This is a genomic window from Serratia sp. TSA_198.1, from assembly GCF_052686505.1.
This window is the reverse complement of record NZ_JBQZFP010000010.1, coordinates 1-16,178: the sequence shown is the minus strand read 5'-3', so window position 1 is coordinate 16,178 and position 16,178 is coordinate 1. Positions and strand designations below refer to the sequence as shown.

The window sequence follows — 16,178 nt, the reverse complement described above, 5'->3', positions numbered from 1 at the left end:
GTGTACAGGTCAGTTTGTGATCCCTTTCACGGTGCAAAAAGCAGCAGCTGGTGCACTTTTGCACCATTACAGTGCCCCACACTGCGTTATTTGCACCATATAAGTGCAATGCGTCACTGATGGTGCATACTGATTCTGTGCAAAACCCGCGCAGGAAGGCGATTAAAGCGCTTTTGCAAAGTTGGCACAGTTTTCGCTTTAGTCTATTCAAGGCAAAAACAGCCAGTTCCACAGATTCGTTCCACGACGACGACAATAATAAATCCGGGAGAGTTAAGTATGTCCGCTGAACACGTTTTGACGATGCTGAATGAGCATGAAGTGAAATTCGTAGACCTGCGTTTCACTGACACCAAGGGTAAAGAACAACACGTCACCATCCCTGCTCATCAGGTGAATGCCGACTTCTTCGAAGAAGGTAAGATGTTTGACGGCTCCTCGATCGGCGGCTGGAAAGGCATCAACGAATCTGACATGGTGCTGATGCCAGATGCCAGCACTGCGGTGCTGGATCCGTTCTTCGAAGAATCCACCCTGATTATTCGCTGCGACATTCTCGAGCCAGGCACCATGCAGGGCTACGACCGTGACCCGCGTTCCATCTCCAAGCGTGCAGAAGACTTCCTGCGCTCTTCCGGCATCGCGGATACCGTGCTGTTCGGGCCAGAGCCTGAGTTCTTCCTGTTCGACGATATTCGTTTCGGCAGCAGCATCCGTGGTTCCCACGTGGCTATCGACGATGTCGAAGGCGCATGGAACTCCGGCACCAAATACGATGGCGGCAACAAAGGCCACCGTCCGGCAGTAAAAGGCGGTTACTTCCCGGTTCCTCCGGTCGACTCTTCACAGGACATCCGTTCTACCATGTGTCTGACCATGGAAGAAATGGGTCTGGTGGTCGAAGCGCACCACCACGAAGTGGCAACCGCGGGTCAGAACGAAGTGGCAACCCGCTTCAACACCATGACCAAGAAAGCCGACGAAATCCAAATCTACAAATACGTGGTTCACAACGTGGCTCACGCATTTGGCAAAACCGCGACCTTCATGCCGAAACCTATGTTCGGTGATAACGGCTCAGGTATGCACTGCCACATGTCGCTGTCCAAGAACGGCACTAACCTGTTCGCTGGCGACAAATACGGCGGCCTGTCTGAAACTGCCCTGTTCTACATCGGCGGTATCATCAAGCACGCTAAAGCGATCAATGCCCTGGCCAACCCGACCACCAACTCTTACAAGCGTCTGGTCCCAGGCTACGAAGCGCCGGTCATGCTGGCTTACTCAGCCCGTAACCGCTCCGCTTCCATCCGTATCCCAGTGGTTGCCAGCCCGAAAGCGCGCCGTATCGAAGCCCGTTTCCCGGATCCAGCGGCTAACCCGTACCTGTGCTTCGCGGCTCTGCTGATGGCAGGCCTGGATGGCGTGATTAACAAAATCCACCCTGGCGATGCCATGGACAAAAACCTGTATGACCTGCCGCCGGAAGAAGAAGCTGAAATTCCAAAAGTTGCAGGCTCTCTGGACGAAGCGCTGGCTGCACTGAGCGAAGACCGCGAGTTCCTGACCCGTGGCGGCGTATTCACCGACGACGCAATCGACGCTTACATCGACCTGCGTAAAGAAGAAATGGACCGCGTTCGCATGACGCCGCACCCGGTTGAGTTCGAACTGTACTACAGCGTTTAAGCCTTTACCGCGCCATCTGCGGATGGCGCACCAAATTTTATTTGTCGTTTTTTTGTTGCCGTGGAAACTTTCAGCCCATCTTCGGATGGGTTTTTTTCTCCACCGTATTTCTGCAACACTATTCCATACCGCTCGCATCACGGATGGAGTAGCATAGATGCACTAAAAAGGTGCAGGAGTCTGCTTTATGGCAACTGGCAAGCTGCCCGATGCTGGGCAGATCCTCAATTCTCTCATCAACAGCATCCTGCTGTTGGATGATGATCTGGCGGTTCATTACGCCAATCCGGCAGCACAACAACTGCTGGCGCAAAGTTCCCGTAAACTTTTCGGTACACCGTTACCCGAGCTGCTCGGCTATTTCTCGCTGAATGTCGATCTGATGCGCGAGAGCCTGCGAGCTGGCCAGGGCTTTACCGATAGTGAAGTGACACTGGTGGTTGACGGCCGTGCGCATATCCTCTCCCTGACCGCTCAGGCGCTGCCTGAAGGCTATATCCTGGTCGAGCTGGCGCCAATGGATAACCAACGCCGTCTGAGCCAGGAACAATTGCAACACGCCCAGCAGGTGGCGGCCCGCGATCTGGTCCGCGGCCTGGCGCATGAAATCAAAAATCCGCTTGGCGGCCTGCGCGGCGCTGCACAGTTGCTGGCCAAGGCACTCCCCGATCCGGCGCTGACCGAATACACCAAAGTGATCATTGAACAGGCCGATCGCCTGCGCAACCTGGTCGATCGCCTGCTGGGGCCTCAGCGGCCCGGCCAGCACATTACCCAGAGCATTCATCAGGTGGCGGAACGGGTATGCCAACTGGTGTCGCTGGAGAAACCGGACAACGTGACGCTGGTGCGCGACTATGACCCCAGCCTGCCGGAAATGGCGCACGATCCGGATCAGATAGAACAGGTGCTGCTGAACATTACCCGCAATGCCCTGCAGGCTCTGGGCGCTGAAGGTGGCACTATCACACTGCGCACCCGCACCGCGTTCCAGATCACTCTGCACGGCACTCGCTACCGATTGGCGGCACGTATCGATATCGAAGATGACGGCCCCGGTGTTCCAGCGCAGTTGCAGGACACCCTGTTCTACCCGATGGTCAGCGGCCGCGAAGGCGGCACCGGCCTGGGTTTATCCATCGCCCGTAATCTTATCGATCAGCATTGCGGAAAAATTGAATTTAACAGTTGGCCAGGACATACCGAATTCTCGGTTTACCTGCCTATTCGCCAGTGAGGTTTTCTATGCAACGAGGGATAGTCTGGATCGTCGATGACGATAGCTCCATCCGCTGGGTGCTTGAACGCGCGCTCACTGGAGCGGGTGTGAGCTGCGCCACCTTCGACAGTGGCAATGCAGTGCTGGAAGCATTGGCCACGCAAACTCCCGACGTGTTGCTGTCTGACATCCGCATGCCGGGTATGGATGGTTTAGCGTTACTCAAGCAGATCAAACAGCGCCATCCTATGCTGCCGGTCATCATAATGACCGCGCACTCGGATCTGGACGCCGCCGTCAGCGCCTATCAGCAAGGGGCGTTCGATTACCTGCCCAAGCCGTTTGATATCGACGAAGCGGTGGCGCTGGTCGAACGCGCCATCAGCCATTATCAGGAACAACAGCAACCGGCGCGTAGCCAGCCGGCCAACGATCCGGCGGCGGACATCATCGGCGAAGCGCCGGCGATGCAGGATGTGTTTCGCATCATCGGCCGCCTGTCGCGCTCGTCGATCAGCGTGCTGATCAACGGCGAATCGGGGACTGGCAAAGAGTTGGTGGCCCATGCCTTGCATCGCCACAGCCCGCGTGCCAAATCGCCTTTTATCGCGCTGAACATGGCTGCGATCCCCAAAGACCTGATCGAATCCGAACTGTTCGGCCACGAGAAAGGCGCGTTCACCGGCGCCAATCAGATCCGTCAGGGGCGTTTTGAACAGGCCGACGGCGGCACGCTGTTCCTGGACGAAATCGGCGATATGCCGCTGGACGTGCAGACGCGCTTGCTGCGCGTGCTGGCAGACGGTCAATTCTACCGGGTCGGCGGTTATGCGCCGGTGAAGGTAGACGTGCGTATCATCGCCGCCACGCACCAAAACCTGGAGCTGCGGGTACAGGAAGGCAAATTCCGCGAGGACTTGTTCCACCGCCTGAACGTGATCCGCGTGCACCTGCCGCCACTGCGCGAGCGCCGTGAGGATATCCCACGCCTGGCACGCTACTTCCTGCAGGTAGCGGCAAAAGAGCTGGGCGTTGAAGCGAAGAATCTGCATCCGGAAACCGAAACCGCGCTGACCCGCCTGCCATGGCCAGGGAATGTGCGTCAGTTGGAAAATACCTGTCGCTGGTTAACCGTGATGGCCGCCGGACAGGAAGTGTTAATTCAGGATCTGCCGAGCGAGCTGTTTGAAACCTCCGTACCGGAAACCGCCGGCCACAGCCTGCCGGACAGTTGGGCTACGCTGCTGGCGCAGTGGGCCGATCGCGCCCTGCGTTCCGGTCATCAAAACCTGTTGTCGGAAGCACAACCGGAGATGGAGCGTACGCTGCTCACGACCGCGCTGCGTCACACCCAGGGACATAAGCAAGAAGCCGCCCGGCTACTGGGCTGGGGCCGCAATACCTTAACGCGGAAATTGAAAGAGTTGGGAATGGAATAGCTTGCGTCATTGATTATAAAAAATACAATCAAGCGCACAAAAAAACGGCTATTTCAGGCTTTACAGCCTGCATGGTCGCAGTATGATCGGGTCGCACACTCTGGAGGCTCAGGATGTTGGACTCATTCATCGTATTTATTTCCCAAGGCGCAGAGCTTGGCTCTTCCGCCAGCCACACGCCGCAGGCAGCCGTTGCTGCGGTGCTGTGCGCAGCACTGATTAATTTCTTCAGTTGAAAAAGCGGCCGCATCAGCGGCCGTTTTTTTATGCATCAAATCACCCGCGAGAACTGCTGAGTGCGCGCCTGCTGACGCAGATAGAGATCAAAGCACATGCAAATATTGCGGATCAGCAAACGGCCGCGCGGGGTTACGCGAATTCCCCGTTCATCACGCTCCACCAGCCCATCTCGTTCAAACGGCGCCAACAACTGCAGGTCTTCGGCAAAGTAAGCGGCGAAGTCGATGGCGAACTGCTGTTCTATCGCGCGATAACCCAATTGGAAATTGCAGATCAGCGTTTTAATCACTTCACGCCGCAGGCAATCGTCTTCCGTCATCGTCAAGCCACGCCACAGCGCATTGCCCTGCGCCTCAACGCTGCTGTAATAGGTCTTCAGCTCTTTCTGGTTCTGCGCATAGCTGTCGCCTAACATGCTGATGGCGGAAACGCCCAACCCCAACAGATCGCTGTCGCCCTGGGTGGTGTAGCCCTGGAAGTTGCGGTGCAGCTTGCCTTCGCGCTGGGCTACCGCCAGCTCATCGTCCGGGCGAGCAAAGTGATCCATGCCGATAAACTGATAACCGGACTCGGTCAGGGAAGCGATGGTCTGTTGCAAGATATCCAGTTTCTGCTGCGCGCTTGGCAAGTCGGCGTCCTTGATCTTGCGCTGTGCGGCGAACAGACTCGGCAAATGCGCGTAGTTGAACACGCTGAGGCGATCCGGGCTTAGCTTCGCCACCCGCTCTAGGGTGAAAGCAAAACTCTCCGGCGTCTGTTTTGGTAGCCCGTAAATAAGATCGATATTGGTGGAGTTAAATCCCAGTGCCTTGGCGCGGGCGATCAGGGCAAAGATAAATTCTTCATCCTGCTCACGATTAACCAGCCGCTGAACCTCTTTATTGAAGTCCTGCACCCCCATGCTCAGGCGGTTGAAACCTTCGTTGCGTAAATGATCGAGTACGTCCAGTTCAATTTCACGCGGATCAACCTCGATCGACATTTCCGCATCGGGCAAGAAATCAAAGTGTTGCCGCAACATCGCCGTCAGTCTGCTGATTTGCGACTTACTTAGGTAGGTGGGCGTACCGCCGCCCCAGTGCATCTGGCCAACCTTGCGCCCGGCAAACAGCGGAGCGCGCTCGGCGATTTCACGCGCCAGTACCGCCAGGTACTCATCAGCCTTGTGGGTCTGACGCGTCACCAGCTTGTTGCAGCCGCAGAAATAACAGAGTTTATGGCAGAACGGAATATGTACGTACAGTGACAACGGACGTTCAGGATAACGCGCCGCGGCGCTTTGAAACGCCGCTTCGTCGTAGCCCTGGTTAAACTCCAGCGCCGTAGGGTATGAGGTGTAACGCGGCCCTGAATAGTTATATTTCTGGATCAGGGCCAGATCCCAGACGATTGCCTGCTCTGACATGCTCACTCCTTCCGATATTTTTTCCTACCGGGCCGGGAAATGGGCAGTTGTCTACGCTGTCTGGCCGCGGAAGCGCTGCGAAAACGCGTTTTGCGTTTAGACAGCCGCCATAGTTTACCGAATAACCACAGCAGATAACACATCAAGAGTAGGGCTATTGCCAGGATCGGCCACATGGCACGTTAAAATACGTCTTTCGGGTTACCGCTTTTCAGCAGTTTCAGGATGTCTTCCTGCTTTTCTTCTTTTTCATCGTCTTCGTCGTCGCCCAGCTCAATGCCCAATTGCTCCATCAGCGCATCGATGCGATCCAGCGTCTGGTCAACGTAAGCCTGGTCTTCGGCGTTCAGCGTCGCACCGTCGTCGATACGATCCAGCAATGCATCCAAACGCTCGTCATTTTCCAGCTTCGCCAGCTCTTCTTCCGGCGACAGGCGCGGTTTGGCTGCGGCCTTCGGCTTAGGCTGCGGTTTGGCTTTTGGTTTAGCTTCAGCCACCAGCGCTACCGGCACTTTGCTGCCAATACGCGGATCTTTGACCTGCGCTTCGGCCTTGTTTTTCTGATTAGCGGACTCAACCTGAGTGCGAGAACCGGAAGCGAGACCACGGCGTTTTTTCAGGCGCTTGCGCTCACGGGCTTCCTGATCGAGCTCCACACGGCTTTTCTTTTTCGATTTCGACGTCGCCGCGCTGCTGCGTGGGGCGCGAGGTGCTTTTGATGGTTGGTTCATAGCGTACGCTCTTAGGTATGTAGATTCAGTATAGAGATGCTATACGATTGCGGCGGAATCTAGCAGAAAGCGGACAAAGAAAAAAGGCGGCAGGTTAAACCTGCCGCCTATTTCTCACCCTCTTTCGAAGGATATTCCTGCCACGCGCTCCGTGCGCACACTCAACATCCTGGTTTTTCCCTCTGCTATAAACGCATTCCCTGCTACTACGTCCTTCATCCTGAAAGAGAAATCGTCCATGGCGCAATCCGTTCGCATCCGCTCTCCCTGAGCGCGCTTCCTGCGGGCATCCAGATTGCAATAACTTCACCATCCTTATGCTGTTCACACATTCAGGTGCAAACAAGGCGTTCCTGCTGGGGTCATCCTGTCACTCATTGCACTTCCCGTGCGCTCCCTGAGGTTTGTCACCCTTCCCGGATGTTCCTTACTCCTGCACAGCCTTGTGCTGCGATCTACTTTACGCGATCAAAGGTGACGCTCAAGGTATCTGCCGTGGAATGCCAACCCTCAATAACACAGAAAAATGTTAACTTTTTGTTTTTTAATAAAAAGAATAAAAATCACTTTCGAATAAAGCGACATTGCCCACTATTCGAATGGCAAATGTCTCACACGCTCAATGCGGCGTGACTGCCACGCCCTGCTGGCCCGGCGCTTAAAAACAGAGAAACACACCATTTTTGCCGCTGATGCAGTTATAATCGCCAACCAGTTAGCCATCCTCGCGGAGACGAAAAATTTTGACCAGCAAGAATTACAATTATCATGTGACCCATTTCGTCACCAGTGCGCCCGATATTCGCCATCTGCCGGGGGATGAAGGTATTGAAGTTGCGTTCGCCGGTCGTTCCAATGCCGGTAAATCCAGCGCGTTAAATACCCTGACCAATCAGAAAAGCCTGGCACGTACCAGTAAAACGCCGGGCCGTACCCAGCTCATCAACCTGTTTGAAGTGGAAGAAGGCATTCGCCTGGTCGACCTTCCGGGTTATGGCTACGCCGAAGTTCCTGAAGAGATGAAACGCAAGTGGCAGCGGGCGCTGGGTGAATACCTGCAGATGCGCAACTGCCTGAAAGGCCTGGTGGTGCTGATGGATATCCGCCACCCGCTGAAAGATCTCGACCAGCAGATGATTCAATGGGCGGTGGATGTCGGCACGCCGGTGCTGGTTCTGCTGACCAAAGCGGACAAACTGGCCTCCGGCGCGCGTAAAGCGCAGCTCAATATGGTGCGTGAAGCGGTAGTGCCATTTATGGGCGATATCCAGGTAGAAGCCTTCTCCTCACCGAAAAAAATCGGTGTCGACAAGCTGAGCCAGAAGCTGAATACCTGGTTTAACGAGATCCCGCCGGAAGTTCTGCCGGAAGACGACGCTGCCAGCGAGTAATCTGCCGCAGGTGCCGAGATAGCCGATGTGGAAACACATCGGTTTTTTTATGCCCAATTTTCAAAGCCTTTGGCGTTTTCGTTATCTAATTACAGTTTTGACAAAAAACCATCATAAATTCTTATGATGACTTATTGGCAGCGGCAGAGTTAGCGGGCAATAACAGAAGATCGTCAGGCAGAAAAATGGGGGGATGAATAAGAAAAAACTATGGTTTGGCGTTGTTTTTACAATAAAAAACGCCCCAGTCAATACTGACTGGGGCGGCTAAATATTCAGCCAAATCCGATTACGTGAAGTAAAAGGTCTGAAAGATAGAACATCTTACCTCTGTACCCTACGCCTGTAACTCTACATGATTTTTTCGCAGTGCAAAAGAATTTTTTGTAGTTTACTTACACAACTTAGCGCGTAATAACGGCGAGGTTGGGGAAACAATCGCCGTATCTTGTAGCTAAATTACGAAAAGTGCTTAGGTTATCACCAGTTAGCTCATCAGCGATGATGATTAACGGGTAAGCGGCCGCATTATCAATGGGCTTCATCCCAGTTGGCACCCACGCCGACGTCCACTTTCAGCGGTACCGCCAACGTCATGCTGTTTTCCATCAACTCGCGGATGCGCTGGCTGGACGCTTCAATCACTGACTCATGTATCTCGAACACCAGTTCATCGTGCACCTGCATGATCATGCGCACCAATGGCTCATCCTGACCTTGCAACCAGGCGTCCACCTCAATCATCGCGCGCTTGATGATATCGGCTGCCGTCCCCTGCATCGGAGCGTTGATCGCCGCACGTTCGGCGGCCTTGCGACGCATGCCATTACTGGAACTGACGTCCGGCAGATACAGACGACGACCATCCAATGTACTGACATAACCCTGTTCGGCAGCCTGTTGGCGTGTGCGCTCCATATACTCCAGCACGCCCGGATAACGCTCGAAATAAAGATCCATATAGCGCTGCGCTTCACCGCGCGGGATCCCCAACTGACGCGCCAGGCCGAATGCGCTCATACCGTAAATCAGGCCAAAGTTGATCGCTTTGGCGCTGCGGCGCTGTTCGCCGGTCACTTTGTCCAACGGCACGCCAAACACTTCGGCTGCCGTAGCGCGGTGGATGTCTTTACCCTCGGCAAATGCCTTCAGCAGCCCCTCATCCTGCGACAGGTGGGCCATGATGCGCAGTTCAATCTGCGAATAGTCGGCCGCGACGATGCGGTAGCCTTCAGGGGCAATAAATGCCTGCCGGATGCGGCGTCCTTCGTCGTTACGCACCGGAATATTCTGCAGGTTAGGATCGCTGGAGGAGAGGCGTCCGGTAGCCGTCACCGCCTGATGGTAGGAAGTGTGCACCCGTCCGCTAAACGGGTTAATCATCAACGGCAGCTTATCGGTGTAGGTGGTTTTCAGCTTCGCCAACCCACGGTATTCCAGAATCACCTTCGGCAACGGATAATCCAGCGCCAGCTCGGCCAACACTTCTTCGTTGGTCGATGGTGCGCCACCAGGGGTTTTCTTCAGGACCGGCAGCTTTTGCTTTTCGTACAGGATCGCCTGCAGTTGTTTGGTCGACGCCAGATTGAACGGCTCTTCCGCCAGTTCGTGCGCCTGAATTTCCAGTTCGGCCAGACGCTTGGTCAACTCGATGGAGTGGGTGGCCAAAATACTTTGGTCAATCAGCACCCCGGTGCGCTCGATATGCGACAGTACCGGCACCAGCGGCATTTCAATCTCATTGAACACCGTCAACAGCTCGGCGCTTTCTTTCAACTGCGGCCACATCGCCAAATGCAACTGCAGCGTGACATCGGCATCTTCGGCCGCGTAAGGCGCCGCCTGCTCCAGCGCAATCTGGTTGAAGGTGAGCTGCTTTTTGCCCTTACCGGCGATCTCTTCAAAGGTAACGGTTTTATGGCCGAGATAGCGATCGGACAAACTGTCCATGTCGTGGCGACCGCCCACGCTGTCCAACACATAAGATTCCAGCATGGTGTCGAAGGCAATGCCGCGCAGGGTGATGTCGTAACGCGCCAACAAACCCATATCAAACTTCAGGTTCTGACCGACCTTCAGCGCCTTCTCGTCTTCCAGCAACGGTTTCAGCGTTTCCAGCACATAAGCGCGATCCAACTGCGCCGGCGCATCAAGATAGTCATGCGCCACCGGCAAATAAGCGGCTTCGCCCGGCGCAACGGCAAAGGACAGGCCGATCAGGTTGGCGGTCAGGGTATCCAGACCGTCGGTTTCGGTATCGAAGGCAAATACTTCGGCGTTTTTCAGCTTTTTGAGCCAATCAGCGAAGGTCTTCTCATCCAATATGGTGACGTAGCCTTCTTGCGACAGCGTCGCTTCCGCAGCCACTTTTGGGGTGTCTGCCACTACGCCGGCAGGTTTCGACGCACTGACCGCTTTCGCGCCGGTGCCTTTTTTGCCTTCCAGCCAGATGCCGGCTTCAACATCCGCCAGCCAACGTTTGAATTCGTACTGTTTGAACAACTGTTGCAGTGCGTCAACGTCCAGCGGAGAGACTTCGAGTTCTGCGCAGGAAAGATCCAGCTCGACATCGGTTTTAATCGTCGCCAGCTTATAGGAGAGGTACGCCACCTCTTTGTTCTGTTCCAACTTGGCTGCCATGGTCTTGGCGCCACGGAAGTTGAGCGTGGCGATGTTGTCCAGGTTGGCATAGAGTGCATCCAGCCCACCAAGCCCCTGTAACAGCGCCTGCGCGGTTTTCTCACCCACACCTGGCACACCTGGGATGTTATCCGAGGAGTCGCCCATCAGCGCCAGGAAGTCGATAATCAGCGCTGGCGGAATGCCGTACTTATCGCACACTTCTTGCGGACCAAGAATGGTGTTATTCATGGTGTTGATCAGCGTCACGTTCGGTGTGACCAACTGCGCCATATCTTTATCGCCCGTGCTGATCAACACCGCATGGCCGGCCTTTTCGGCTTCCAGAGCCAGCGTGCCGATAACGTCATCCGCTTCTACGCCAGGCGTGACCAAAAGCGGAAGGCCCATGGCCTTGACCATTTTGTGCAGTGGCTCGATTTGAGCGCGCAGATCGTCAGGCATCGGTGGCCGATGTGATTTGTACTCTGCGAACAGCTCATCGCGGAAGGTTTTCCCTTTGGCATCAAACACCACCGCAACATGGCTTGGCTGGTACTGCAACAGCAGGCTGCGCAGCATATTCAGTACGCCGTACATTGCTCCGGTCGGTTCGCCCGCGGAATTGGTCAGCGGAGGGAAGGCGTGATAAGCACGGTAGAGGTAAGAGGAACCGTCAACCAGGATTAATGGGTTTTCTGCAATCTGGGCCATAGCGTTTCTTTATCGTGATCGGACATAGCGGTAAGCATGCCATAGCTGGCCGCCTGAGACGAACCTTAGCGTGCATTACGGATGAAAATGATGTGATTATGCGAAGCGATCCGCAAGATCCTACCTGTGGATAACTTTGTGCATAGAAAAGACAACAGATTATAACAATGCATTTATCGTTATAATTGAAAATAAAATTCCTATTGAAATCACCGTGTTAAATGGTGTTATTTTGAAGAAGGGTATTTATCGACTTTTACACAATTTGTGGATATAACTTGCGCTCGATTTTAATCGCACTATTAATCAAATTTGGCAACTCAATTACCCTAGCACAAGATGAGCAAGTTGCACGAAAACGCAGCAAATGATTATTTATTCATCTATAAAAACTGTTGCTGTTAGTGAGCGCTTTCCCCCCATAATTTCTGTTAAAATATTTTTTTGTTCATGCATATCGGCATGTAACGCTGTTCCCACCGACCATCAGCCCATAATCATGCTTAGACTGCTATCCCCTGTTATTTTTATATTTTCGGCACTGCTCGCCATTTTGGTGACCATGCTGTGTTCGATCCCCATCACATTGGCCGGTATCGTTAAGCTATTGATCCCCTATCCTGTCATCTGGCGACAGACCTCCGCCTTTGCCGATTTTATGATGTGGTGCTGGTGTCAGGGATTGTCGCTGTTATTGCGCATTAACTGGCAGCTACGTTGGGATATTGAGGGGCTGGAAGGGCTGGACCGTAAAAACTGGTATCTGCTTATCAGCAATCACGAAAGCTGGTCGGATATTGTCGTGCTGTGCGTACTGCTCCGTAACCATATTCCCATGAATAAATACTTTCTCAAGCAACAGTTAGCCTGGGTGCCTTTTGTCGGCCTCGCCTGTTGGGCACTGGATATGCCATTTATGAAACGCTATTCGCGCGCCTATTTGCTCAAGCACCCGGAAAAACGCGGCAGGGATATCGAAGCCACACGCCGCTCCTGCGAGAAATTCCGAAAACGTCCGACCACTATCGTCAATTTTGTGGAGGGTTCCCGCTTTACTGAAGCCAAGAAAATTAAAACCCGCTCCCCCTATCGCAATTTACTGGCCCCAAAGGCCGCCGGTATTGCTTTTACGCTCAGTGCATTAGGCAGGCAGTTCGATAAAGTGTTAAATGTTACCCTGCTTTATCCAGAGAATAGCGAACGGCCTTTTAGGGATATGCTGTGCGGCCGATTAAAGCGCATTGTGGTGAGAATCGAGCTGCTGCCGATCGATGAAACCCTGCATGGCGATTACTTTAACGACAAGCTCTTTAAACGGCGTTTCCAACTGTGGCTGAATACGCTATGGCAGGAAAAAGACAGGCTGTTGGATAAGTTAAAGCGGCAATACAGTTAAAAAAAACGCCGGCTCAGCCGGCGTTCTTCACTTTCAATCTCAGTTATTTCTGCTGGCTGAGGAATTTAACCACGTCGGCGAATTGCTTCACGTAGGCATCCATCGAGCTGGTGTCCAGGCCATCATTTTTAACCATAAACTTACCGTTCACAAATACTGCCGGAACACCGCGCAGCTGCAGATCTTCCGCAGCTTTCTCCTGTTGAACCACCAGGGATTTCACCACAAAGCTGTTCCAGGCCGCATCATAGTCTTCCGCACTCACGCCGGCTTTGACAAACACGTTACGGATATCATCAGGGGTTTGCACGGTCTGAGTTTTTTGTACGGCTTCAAACATCAGCGGGCTCACTTTATCTTCCACACCCAGCGCCATCGCAACCGCCCAGGCCTGAGTCAGCTGTTTACCCAGCGGCCCCAGAAACTCAACGTGGTATTTGGTCATTTTGGTGCCTACAGGCAGCGCTTTTTTCACGTTCTCGGAAACGTGGTAAACCTGCTCGAACTGATAGCAGTGCGGGCAATAGAAGGAAAAGAACTCCAGCACCTGAGGTTCACCTGTCACCGGTTTGTCCAGGGTTACATACTGAGAACCATCGCTAAACTGCGCAGCCGAGGCACTGAATGCCATTACCATGCCAACGAGCGCCAACCATATTTTCTTCATAAGACTAAACTCTCCATTGTGTTAAAGCTTCAATACATTGGCATCAGCTGCAGAGGAGGTTCCTGCAACAGCTTAACCTGTTCAGTGAATGCCGCGGTCTGAGATAACCAGAAATCAGACTCCGCCATCCACGGAAAACTTTTAGGAAATGCGGGATCCTGCCAACGGCGAGCTACCCATGCCAGGTAGTACACCATTCGCATGGCACGCAAAGGTTCGATCAACGCCAACTCACTCTGATCAAACTCGGCAAACTCTGAGTAAGCCTCCAGCAAAACATCCAGCTGCATCAGGCGATCACGGCGCTCACCGTGCAACAGCATCCACAGATCCTGTACCGCCGGCCCATTGCGCGCATCGTCAAGATCAACAAACAGTGGGCCATCACGCCACAGGATATTGCCCGGGTGGCAGTCACCGTGCAAACGCCGCGGCTGCCAGTCCAGATGCCAATGCTGTTTTATCGCCTCAATCAGAGCGTCCGTCGCAGTCAGGAAGCTGTCGCGCTGTGCCTTGGGCAACAGTTTGCAGCCAGCCAGCACTTCACGCGGCGCGGTGAGATATTCTTCAATCCCCATTGTAGGACGCTCCACAAACAGGCTTTCACTGCCCACCTGATGAATACGCCCCAGGAAACGGCCAACCCACTCCAGTTGATCGAGGTTGTCTATCTCATACTGCCGCCCGCCAACGCTGGGAAATACGGTAAAAAAGAAACCGTTGTGCGTATGTAGCGTATTGCCCTGCAGGGCCAGTGGCGCAACTGCAGGGATCTCCGCCTGAGCAAGATCCCCGGCGAACTGGTGTTCTTCAATAATTTGCGCCGCACTCCAACGTTCGGGCCGGTAAAACTTCACCACGTATCGCTTACGATCTTCGTCCATAAACTGGTAGACGCGGTTTTCATAGCTGTTCAGCGCCGTTAGCCCGGAATCTACACGCAGGCCAACCCCTTCCAGCGCGTCCATAATCAGGTCGGGCGACAGGGTTTGAAAATTAAAAGCGGAGTTGTTCATAACAACATTCAGTTTCATTGGGTGACAGCACTGTGCCGGGAATGAGAAATAGTAGCATTAATGACAAATTTCACGAGCACTGGTTCACCGTACCGCACAAATGCTAATCCTTTATAACGCCACGGGCGCGCAGCAAGGCCGTTTTAAAGTCTTCCTCGTAATCCTTTTTTAGCCCTGGGATCTGTTCCGTGCCGGCGCTGCCGCGCATTTTCAGATGGTAGATAAGAATATCATCACTCAGTTCAGCCAAATCCCCCTGAAAACCGGCTTCTTGCGCCAGCTTTTGCAAAAACTGAATCAGGTTGAGATCAGGATCTTCCTGCCAGGCCGGGTGTAACAGCTCAATCAGCTCGTTTACGCGGTGCGTTTTCATCGCAATACCGTCCAATAGAATGAATAAGCACACAAAGTAACAGGCTTACCAACGCAGTGAAAGAAGCAGCTTGTCAATAAAGGTAAATCCTGATGCCGCACCGGCTTTAGCGCTACAATCAGGACGTTAGCCACAATGCAGGATGAGAAATATGCACGAGGACATTACCGGCATTATTCTGGCCGGGGGACGCGCCACGCGAATGGGCGGGGAAGATAAAGGCTTGGTTCAGGTTGCCGGAATACCGTTGTATCAGCACGTGCTTGCCCGATTACAACCGCAGGTAGGCTTGATTGCCATCAGCGCCAACCGCAATCAGGCCCGTTATCAGGAAAGCGGCCTGCCGACGATCGGCGATCTGACCACTGACTTTTCCGGTCCTCTGGCCGGTATATTGGCCGGGCTGAGATACGCCGCCACTGAATGGGTGGTATTTGTTCCCTGCGATGTGCCCGATTTTCCCACCACGTTGGTCGAACAACTCTGGCAGCAAAAAGGCCCGGCACTGGCCGCCTATGCCAGCGATGGGGAGCGGGCACATCCAACGCTGGCACTGTTGCACGCCAGCTTGGCACCCCAGTTAGCAGGCTATCTGGCTAGAGGGGATCGCAAGCTAATGCTGTTTCTGGACGCAGTAGGCGCGCGCCAGGTAACGTTCATTGGTCAGCAAGCCGCATTCCACAACCTTAATACGCGAGAAGACTGCCTGCGCTGGCAGCAGGAAAAAGGATTCCCCCATGAATAACCCCCACCCTCCTTTGCTGGGCATTGCTGCCTATAGCGGTACAGGTAAAACTACCCTGCTTAAGCAGCTAATACCGTTATTGAGACAGCGGGAAATCCGCGTAGGACTGATTAAACATACGCATCATGATATGGATGTAGATACGCCAGGCAAAGACAGTTATGAATTACGTAAAGCAGGCGCCGATCAAACATTGGTCGCCAGCGATCGTCGCTGGGCACTAATGACAGAAACACCGGAGCAATTGCCGCTTGATCTGCACTATCTGGCCAGCCGATTTGATCGTGACAAGGTAGATGTGATTTTAGTGGAAGGGTTTAAACACGAGCCGGTGAGTAAGATCATTCTGTATCGTGAAGATATAGGCAGGCCGCTGGAGGATATGCTGGATAAGTTTGTCATTGCCGTAGCCAGCGATCGGCCTGTTACAGGGGTTAAATTCCTGGATATTAACCAGCCAGAGGCAATAGCTGAGTTCATCGCCGAGTGGCTGAAAGGCGCAGCGTAGCTGCGCCCGGAGTTTCCTGGCCCCAT

At 53.7% G+C, this 16,178-nt stretch carries 15 protein-coding genes; 8 read left to right on the top strand and 7 right to left on the bottom strand.

Annotated features, from left to right (window positions below):
• Positions 1–279: 279 nt before the first annotated feature.
• The 4 genes from glnA to ACUTSW_RS23885 all read left to right on the top strand — a co-directional run bounded on the left by glnA (position 280) and on the right by ACUTSW_RS23885 (position 4,583).
• The gene (gene glnA / locus ACUTSW_RS23900) at positions 280–1,689 is read left to right on the top strand and encodes a glutamate--ammonia ligase (protein WP_004953429.1); all 1,410 of its coding nucleotides are present in this window, start codon (positions 280–282) and stop codon (positions 1,687–1,689) included.
• Positions 1,690–1,876: 187 nt separating this feature from the next.
• Positions 1,877–2,926, top strand: coding sequence for a nitrogen regulation protein NR(II) (glnL, locus tag ACUTSW_RS23895; protein ID WP_004953431.1), 1,050 nt, complete (start codon positions 1,877–1,879; stop codon positions 2,924–2,926).
• Between the two features lie 8 nt (positions 2,927–2,934).
• Positions 2,935–4,347 (top strand): nitrogen regulation protein NR(I), encoded by a 1,413-nt coding sequence (gene glnG / locus ACUTSW_RS23890; protein ID WP_062869081.1) that lies wholly within the window; start codon positions 2,935–2,937, stop codon positions 4,345–4,347.
• A 113-nt stretch (positions 4,348–4,460) separates the two neighbouring features.
• Entirely contained in the window at positions 4,461–4,583 is a 123-nt protein-coding gene (locus tag ACUTSW_RS23885) for a YshB family small membrane protein (protein ID WP_006320185.1), read from the top strand.
• Positions 4,584–4,618: 35 nt separating this feature from the next.
• On the opposite strand, the gene hemN is transcribed toward ACUTSW_RS23885, so the two are convergent.
• Together hemN and yihI are read right to left on the bottom strand one after the other, a co-directional pair.
• Complete coding sequence (hemN, locus tag ACUTSW_RS23880; protein ID WP_445585508.1) at positions 4,619–5,992, bottom strand: oxygen-independent coproporphyrinogen III oxidase; 1,374 nt, start codon at positions 5,990–5,992, stop codon at positions 4,619–4,621.
• 182 nt (positions 5,993–6,174) lie between these two features.
• A complete protein-coding gene (gene yihI / locus ACUTSW_RS23875) occupies positions 6,175–6,723 on the bottom strand; it encodes a Der GTPase-activating protein YihI (RefSeq protein ID WP_020440002.1) in 549 nt (182 codons plus the stop codon).
• 743 nt (positions 6,724–7,466) lie between these two features.
• Here yihI and yihA point away from each other — a divergent pair.
• The gene (yihA, locus tag ACUTSW_RS23870; protein ID WP_445585507.1) at positions 7,467–8,114 is read left to right on the top strand and encodes a ribosome biogenesis GTP-binding protein YihA/YsxC; all 648 of its coding nucleotides are present in this window, start codon (positions 7,467–7,469) and stop codon (positions 8,112–8,114) included.
• 275 nt (positions 8,115–8,389) lie between these two features.
• Here yihA and ACUTSW_RS23865 read toward each other — a convergent pair whose 3' ends face one another.
• Complete coding sequence (locus ACUTSW_RS23865; protein WP_071892919.1) at positions 8,390–8,437, bottom strand: spot 42 RNA, inhibition of DNA synthesis; 48 nt, start codon at positions 8,435–8,437, stop codon at positions 8,390–8,392.
• Positions 8,438–8,645: 208 nt separating this feature from the next.
• Positions 8,646–11,447, bottom strand: coding sequence for a DNA polymerase I (polA, locus tag ACUTSW_RS23860; protein ID WP_062869084.1), 2,802 nt, complete (start codon positions 11,445–11,447; stop codon positions 8,646–8,648).
• 499 nt (positions 11,448–11,946) lie between these two features.
• On the opposite strand from polA, the gene ACUTSW_RS23855 reads away from it, so the two are divergent.
• Positions 11,947–12,843, top strand: coding sequence for an acyltransferase (locus ACUTSW_RS23855; RefSeq protein ID WP_006328973.1), 897 nt, complete (start codon positions 11,947–11,949; stop codon positions 12,841–12,843).
• Between the two features lie 43 nt (positions 12,844–12,886).
• On the opposite strand, the gene dsbA is transcribed toward ACUTSW_RS23855, so the two are convergent.
• The 3 genes from dsbA to ACUTSW_RS23840 all read right to left on the bottom strand — a co-directional run bounded on the left by dsbA (position 12,887) and on the right by ACUTSW_RS23840 (position 14,899).
• A complete protein-coding gene (gene dsbA / locus ACUTSW_RS23850) occupies positions 12,887–13,510 on the bottom strand; it encodes a thiol:disulfide interchange protein DsbA (protein ID WP_006320191.1) in 624 nt (207 codons plus the stop codon).
• A gap of 29 nt (positions 13,511–13,539) precedes the next feature.
• Positions 13,540–14,526, bottom strand: a complete 987-nt coding sequence (locus tag ACUTSW_RS23845; protein ID WP_434461975.1) for a serine/threonine protein kinase — start codon at positions 14,524–14,526, stop codon at positions 13,540–13,542.
• A 103-nt stretch (positions 14,527–14,629) separates the two neighbouring features.
• Positions 14,630–14,899, bottom strand: a complete 270-nt coding sequence (locus ACUTSW_RS23840) for a YihD family protein (protein WP_004953469.1) — start codon at positions 14,897–14,899, stop codon at positions 14,630–14,632.
• 151 nt (positions 14,900–15,050) lie between these two features.
• On the opposite strand from ACUTSW_RS23840, the gene mobA reads away from it, so the two are divergent.
• Complete coding sequence (gene mobA / locus ACUTSW_RS23835) at positions 15,051–15,644, top strand: molybdenum cofactor guanylyltransferase MobA (protein WP_445585506.1); 594 nt, start codon at positions 15,051–15,053, stop codon at positions 15,642–15,644.
• Entirely contained in the window at positions 15,637–16,152 is a 516-nt protein-coding gene (gene mobB / locus ACUTSW_RS23830; protein WP_434461979.1) for a molybdopterin-guanine dinucleotide biosynthesis protein MobB, read from the top strand. Before mobA ends, mobB begins: the two co-directional genes overlap by 8 nt.
• Positions 16,153–16,178 lie beyond the last annotated feature (26 nt).

Excerpts from the sequence above, each read along its gene's own strand:
- glnA (WP_004953429.1), top strand. The coding sequence starts at position 280 with ATGTCCGCTGAACACGTTTTGACGATGCTGAATGAGCATGAAGTGAAA.
- glnL (WP_004953431.1), top strand. The coding sequence starts at position 1,877 with ATGGCAACTGGCAAGCTGCCCGATGCTGGGCAGATCCTCAATTCTCTC.
- glnG (WP_062869081.1), top strand. The coding sequence starts at position 2,935 with ATGCAACGAGGGATAGTCTGGATCGTCGATGACGATAGCTCCATCCGC.
- ACUTSW_RS23885 (WP_006320185.1), top strand. The coding sequence starts at position 4,461 with ATGTTGGACTCATTCATCGTATTTATTTCCCAAGGCGCAGAGCTTGGC.
- hemN (WP_445585508.1), bottom strand. The coding sequence starts at position 5,992 with ATGTCAGAGCAGGCAATCGTCTGGGATCTGGCCCTGATCCAGAAATAT.
- yihI (WP_020440002.1), bottom strand. The coding sequence starts at position 6,723 with ATGAACCAACCATCAAAAGCACCTCGCGCCCCACGCAGCAGCGCGGCG.
- polA (WP_062869084.1), bottom strand. The coding sequence starts at position 11,447 with ATGGCCCAGATTGCAGAAAACCCATTAATCCTGGTTGACGGTTCCTCT.
- ACUTSW_RS23855 (WP_006328973.1), top strand. The coding sequence starts at position 11,947 with ATGCTTAGACTGCTATCCCCTGTTATTTTTATATTTTCGGCACTGCTC.
- dsbA (WP_006320191.1), bottom strand. The coding sequence starts at position 13,510 with ATGAAGAAAATATGGTTGGCGCTCGTTGGCATGGTAATGGCATTCAGT.
- ACUTSW_RS23845 (WP_434461975.1), bottom strand. The coding sequence starts at position 14,526 with ATGAACAACTCCGCTTTTAATTTTCAAACCCTGTCGCCCGACCTGATT.
- ACUTSW_RS23840 (WP_004953469.1), bottom strand. The coding sequence starts at position 14,899 with ATGAAAACGCACCGCGTAAACGAGCTGATTGAGCTGTTACACCCGGCC.
- mobA (WP_445585506.1), top strand. The coding sequence starts at position 15,051 with ATGCACGAGGACATTACCGGCATTATTCTGGCCGGGGGACGCGCCACG.
- mobB (WP_434461979.1), top strand. The coding sequence starts at position 15,637 with ATGAATAACCCCCACCCTCCTTTGCTGGGCATTGCTGCCTATAGCGGT.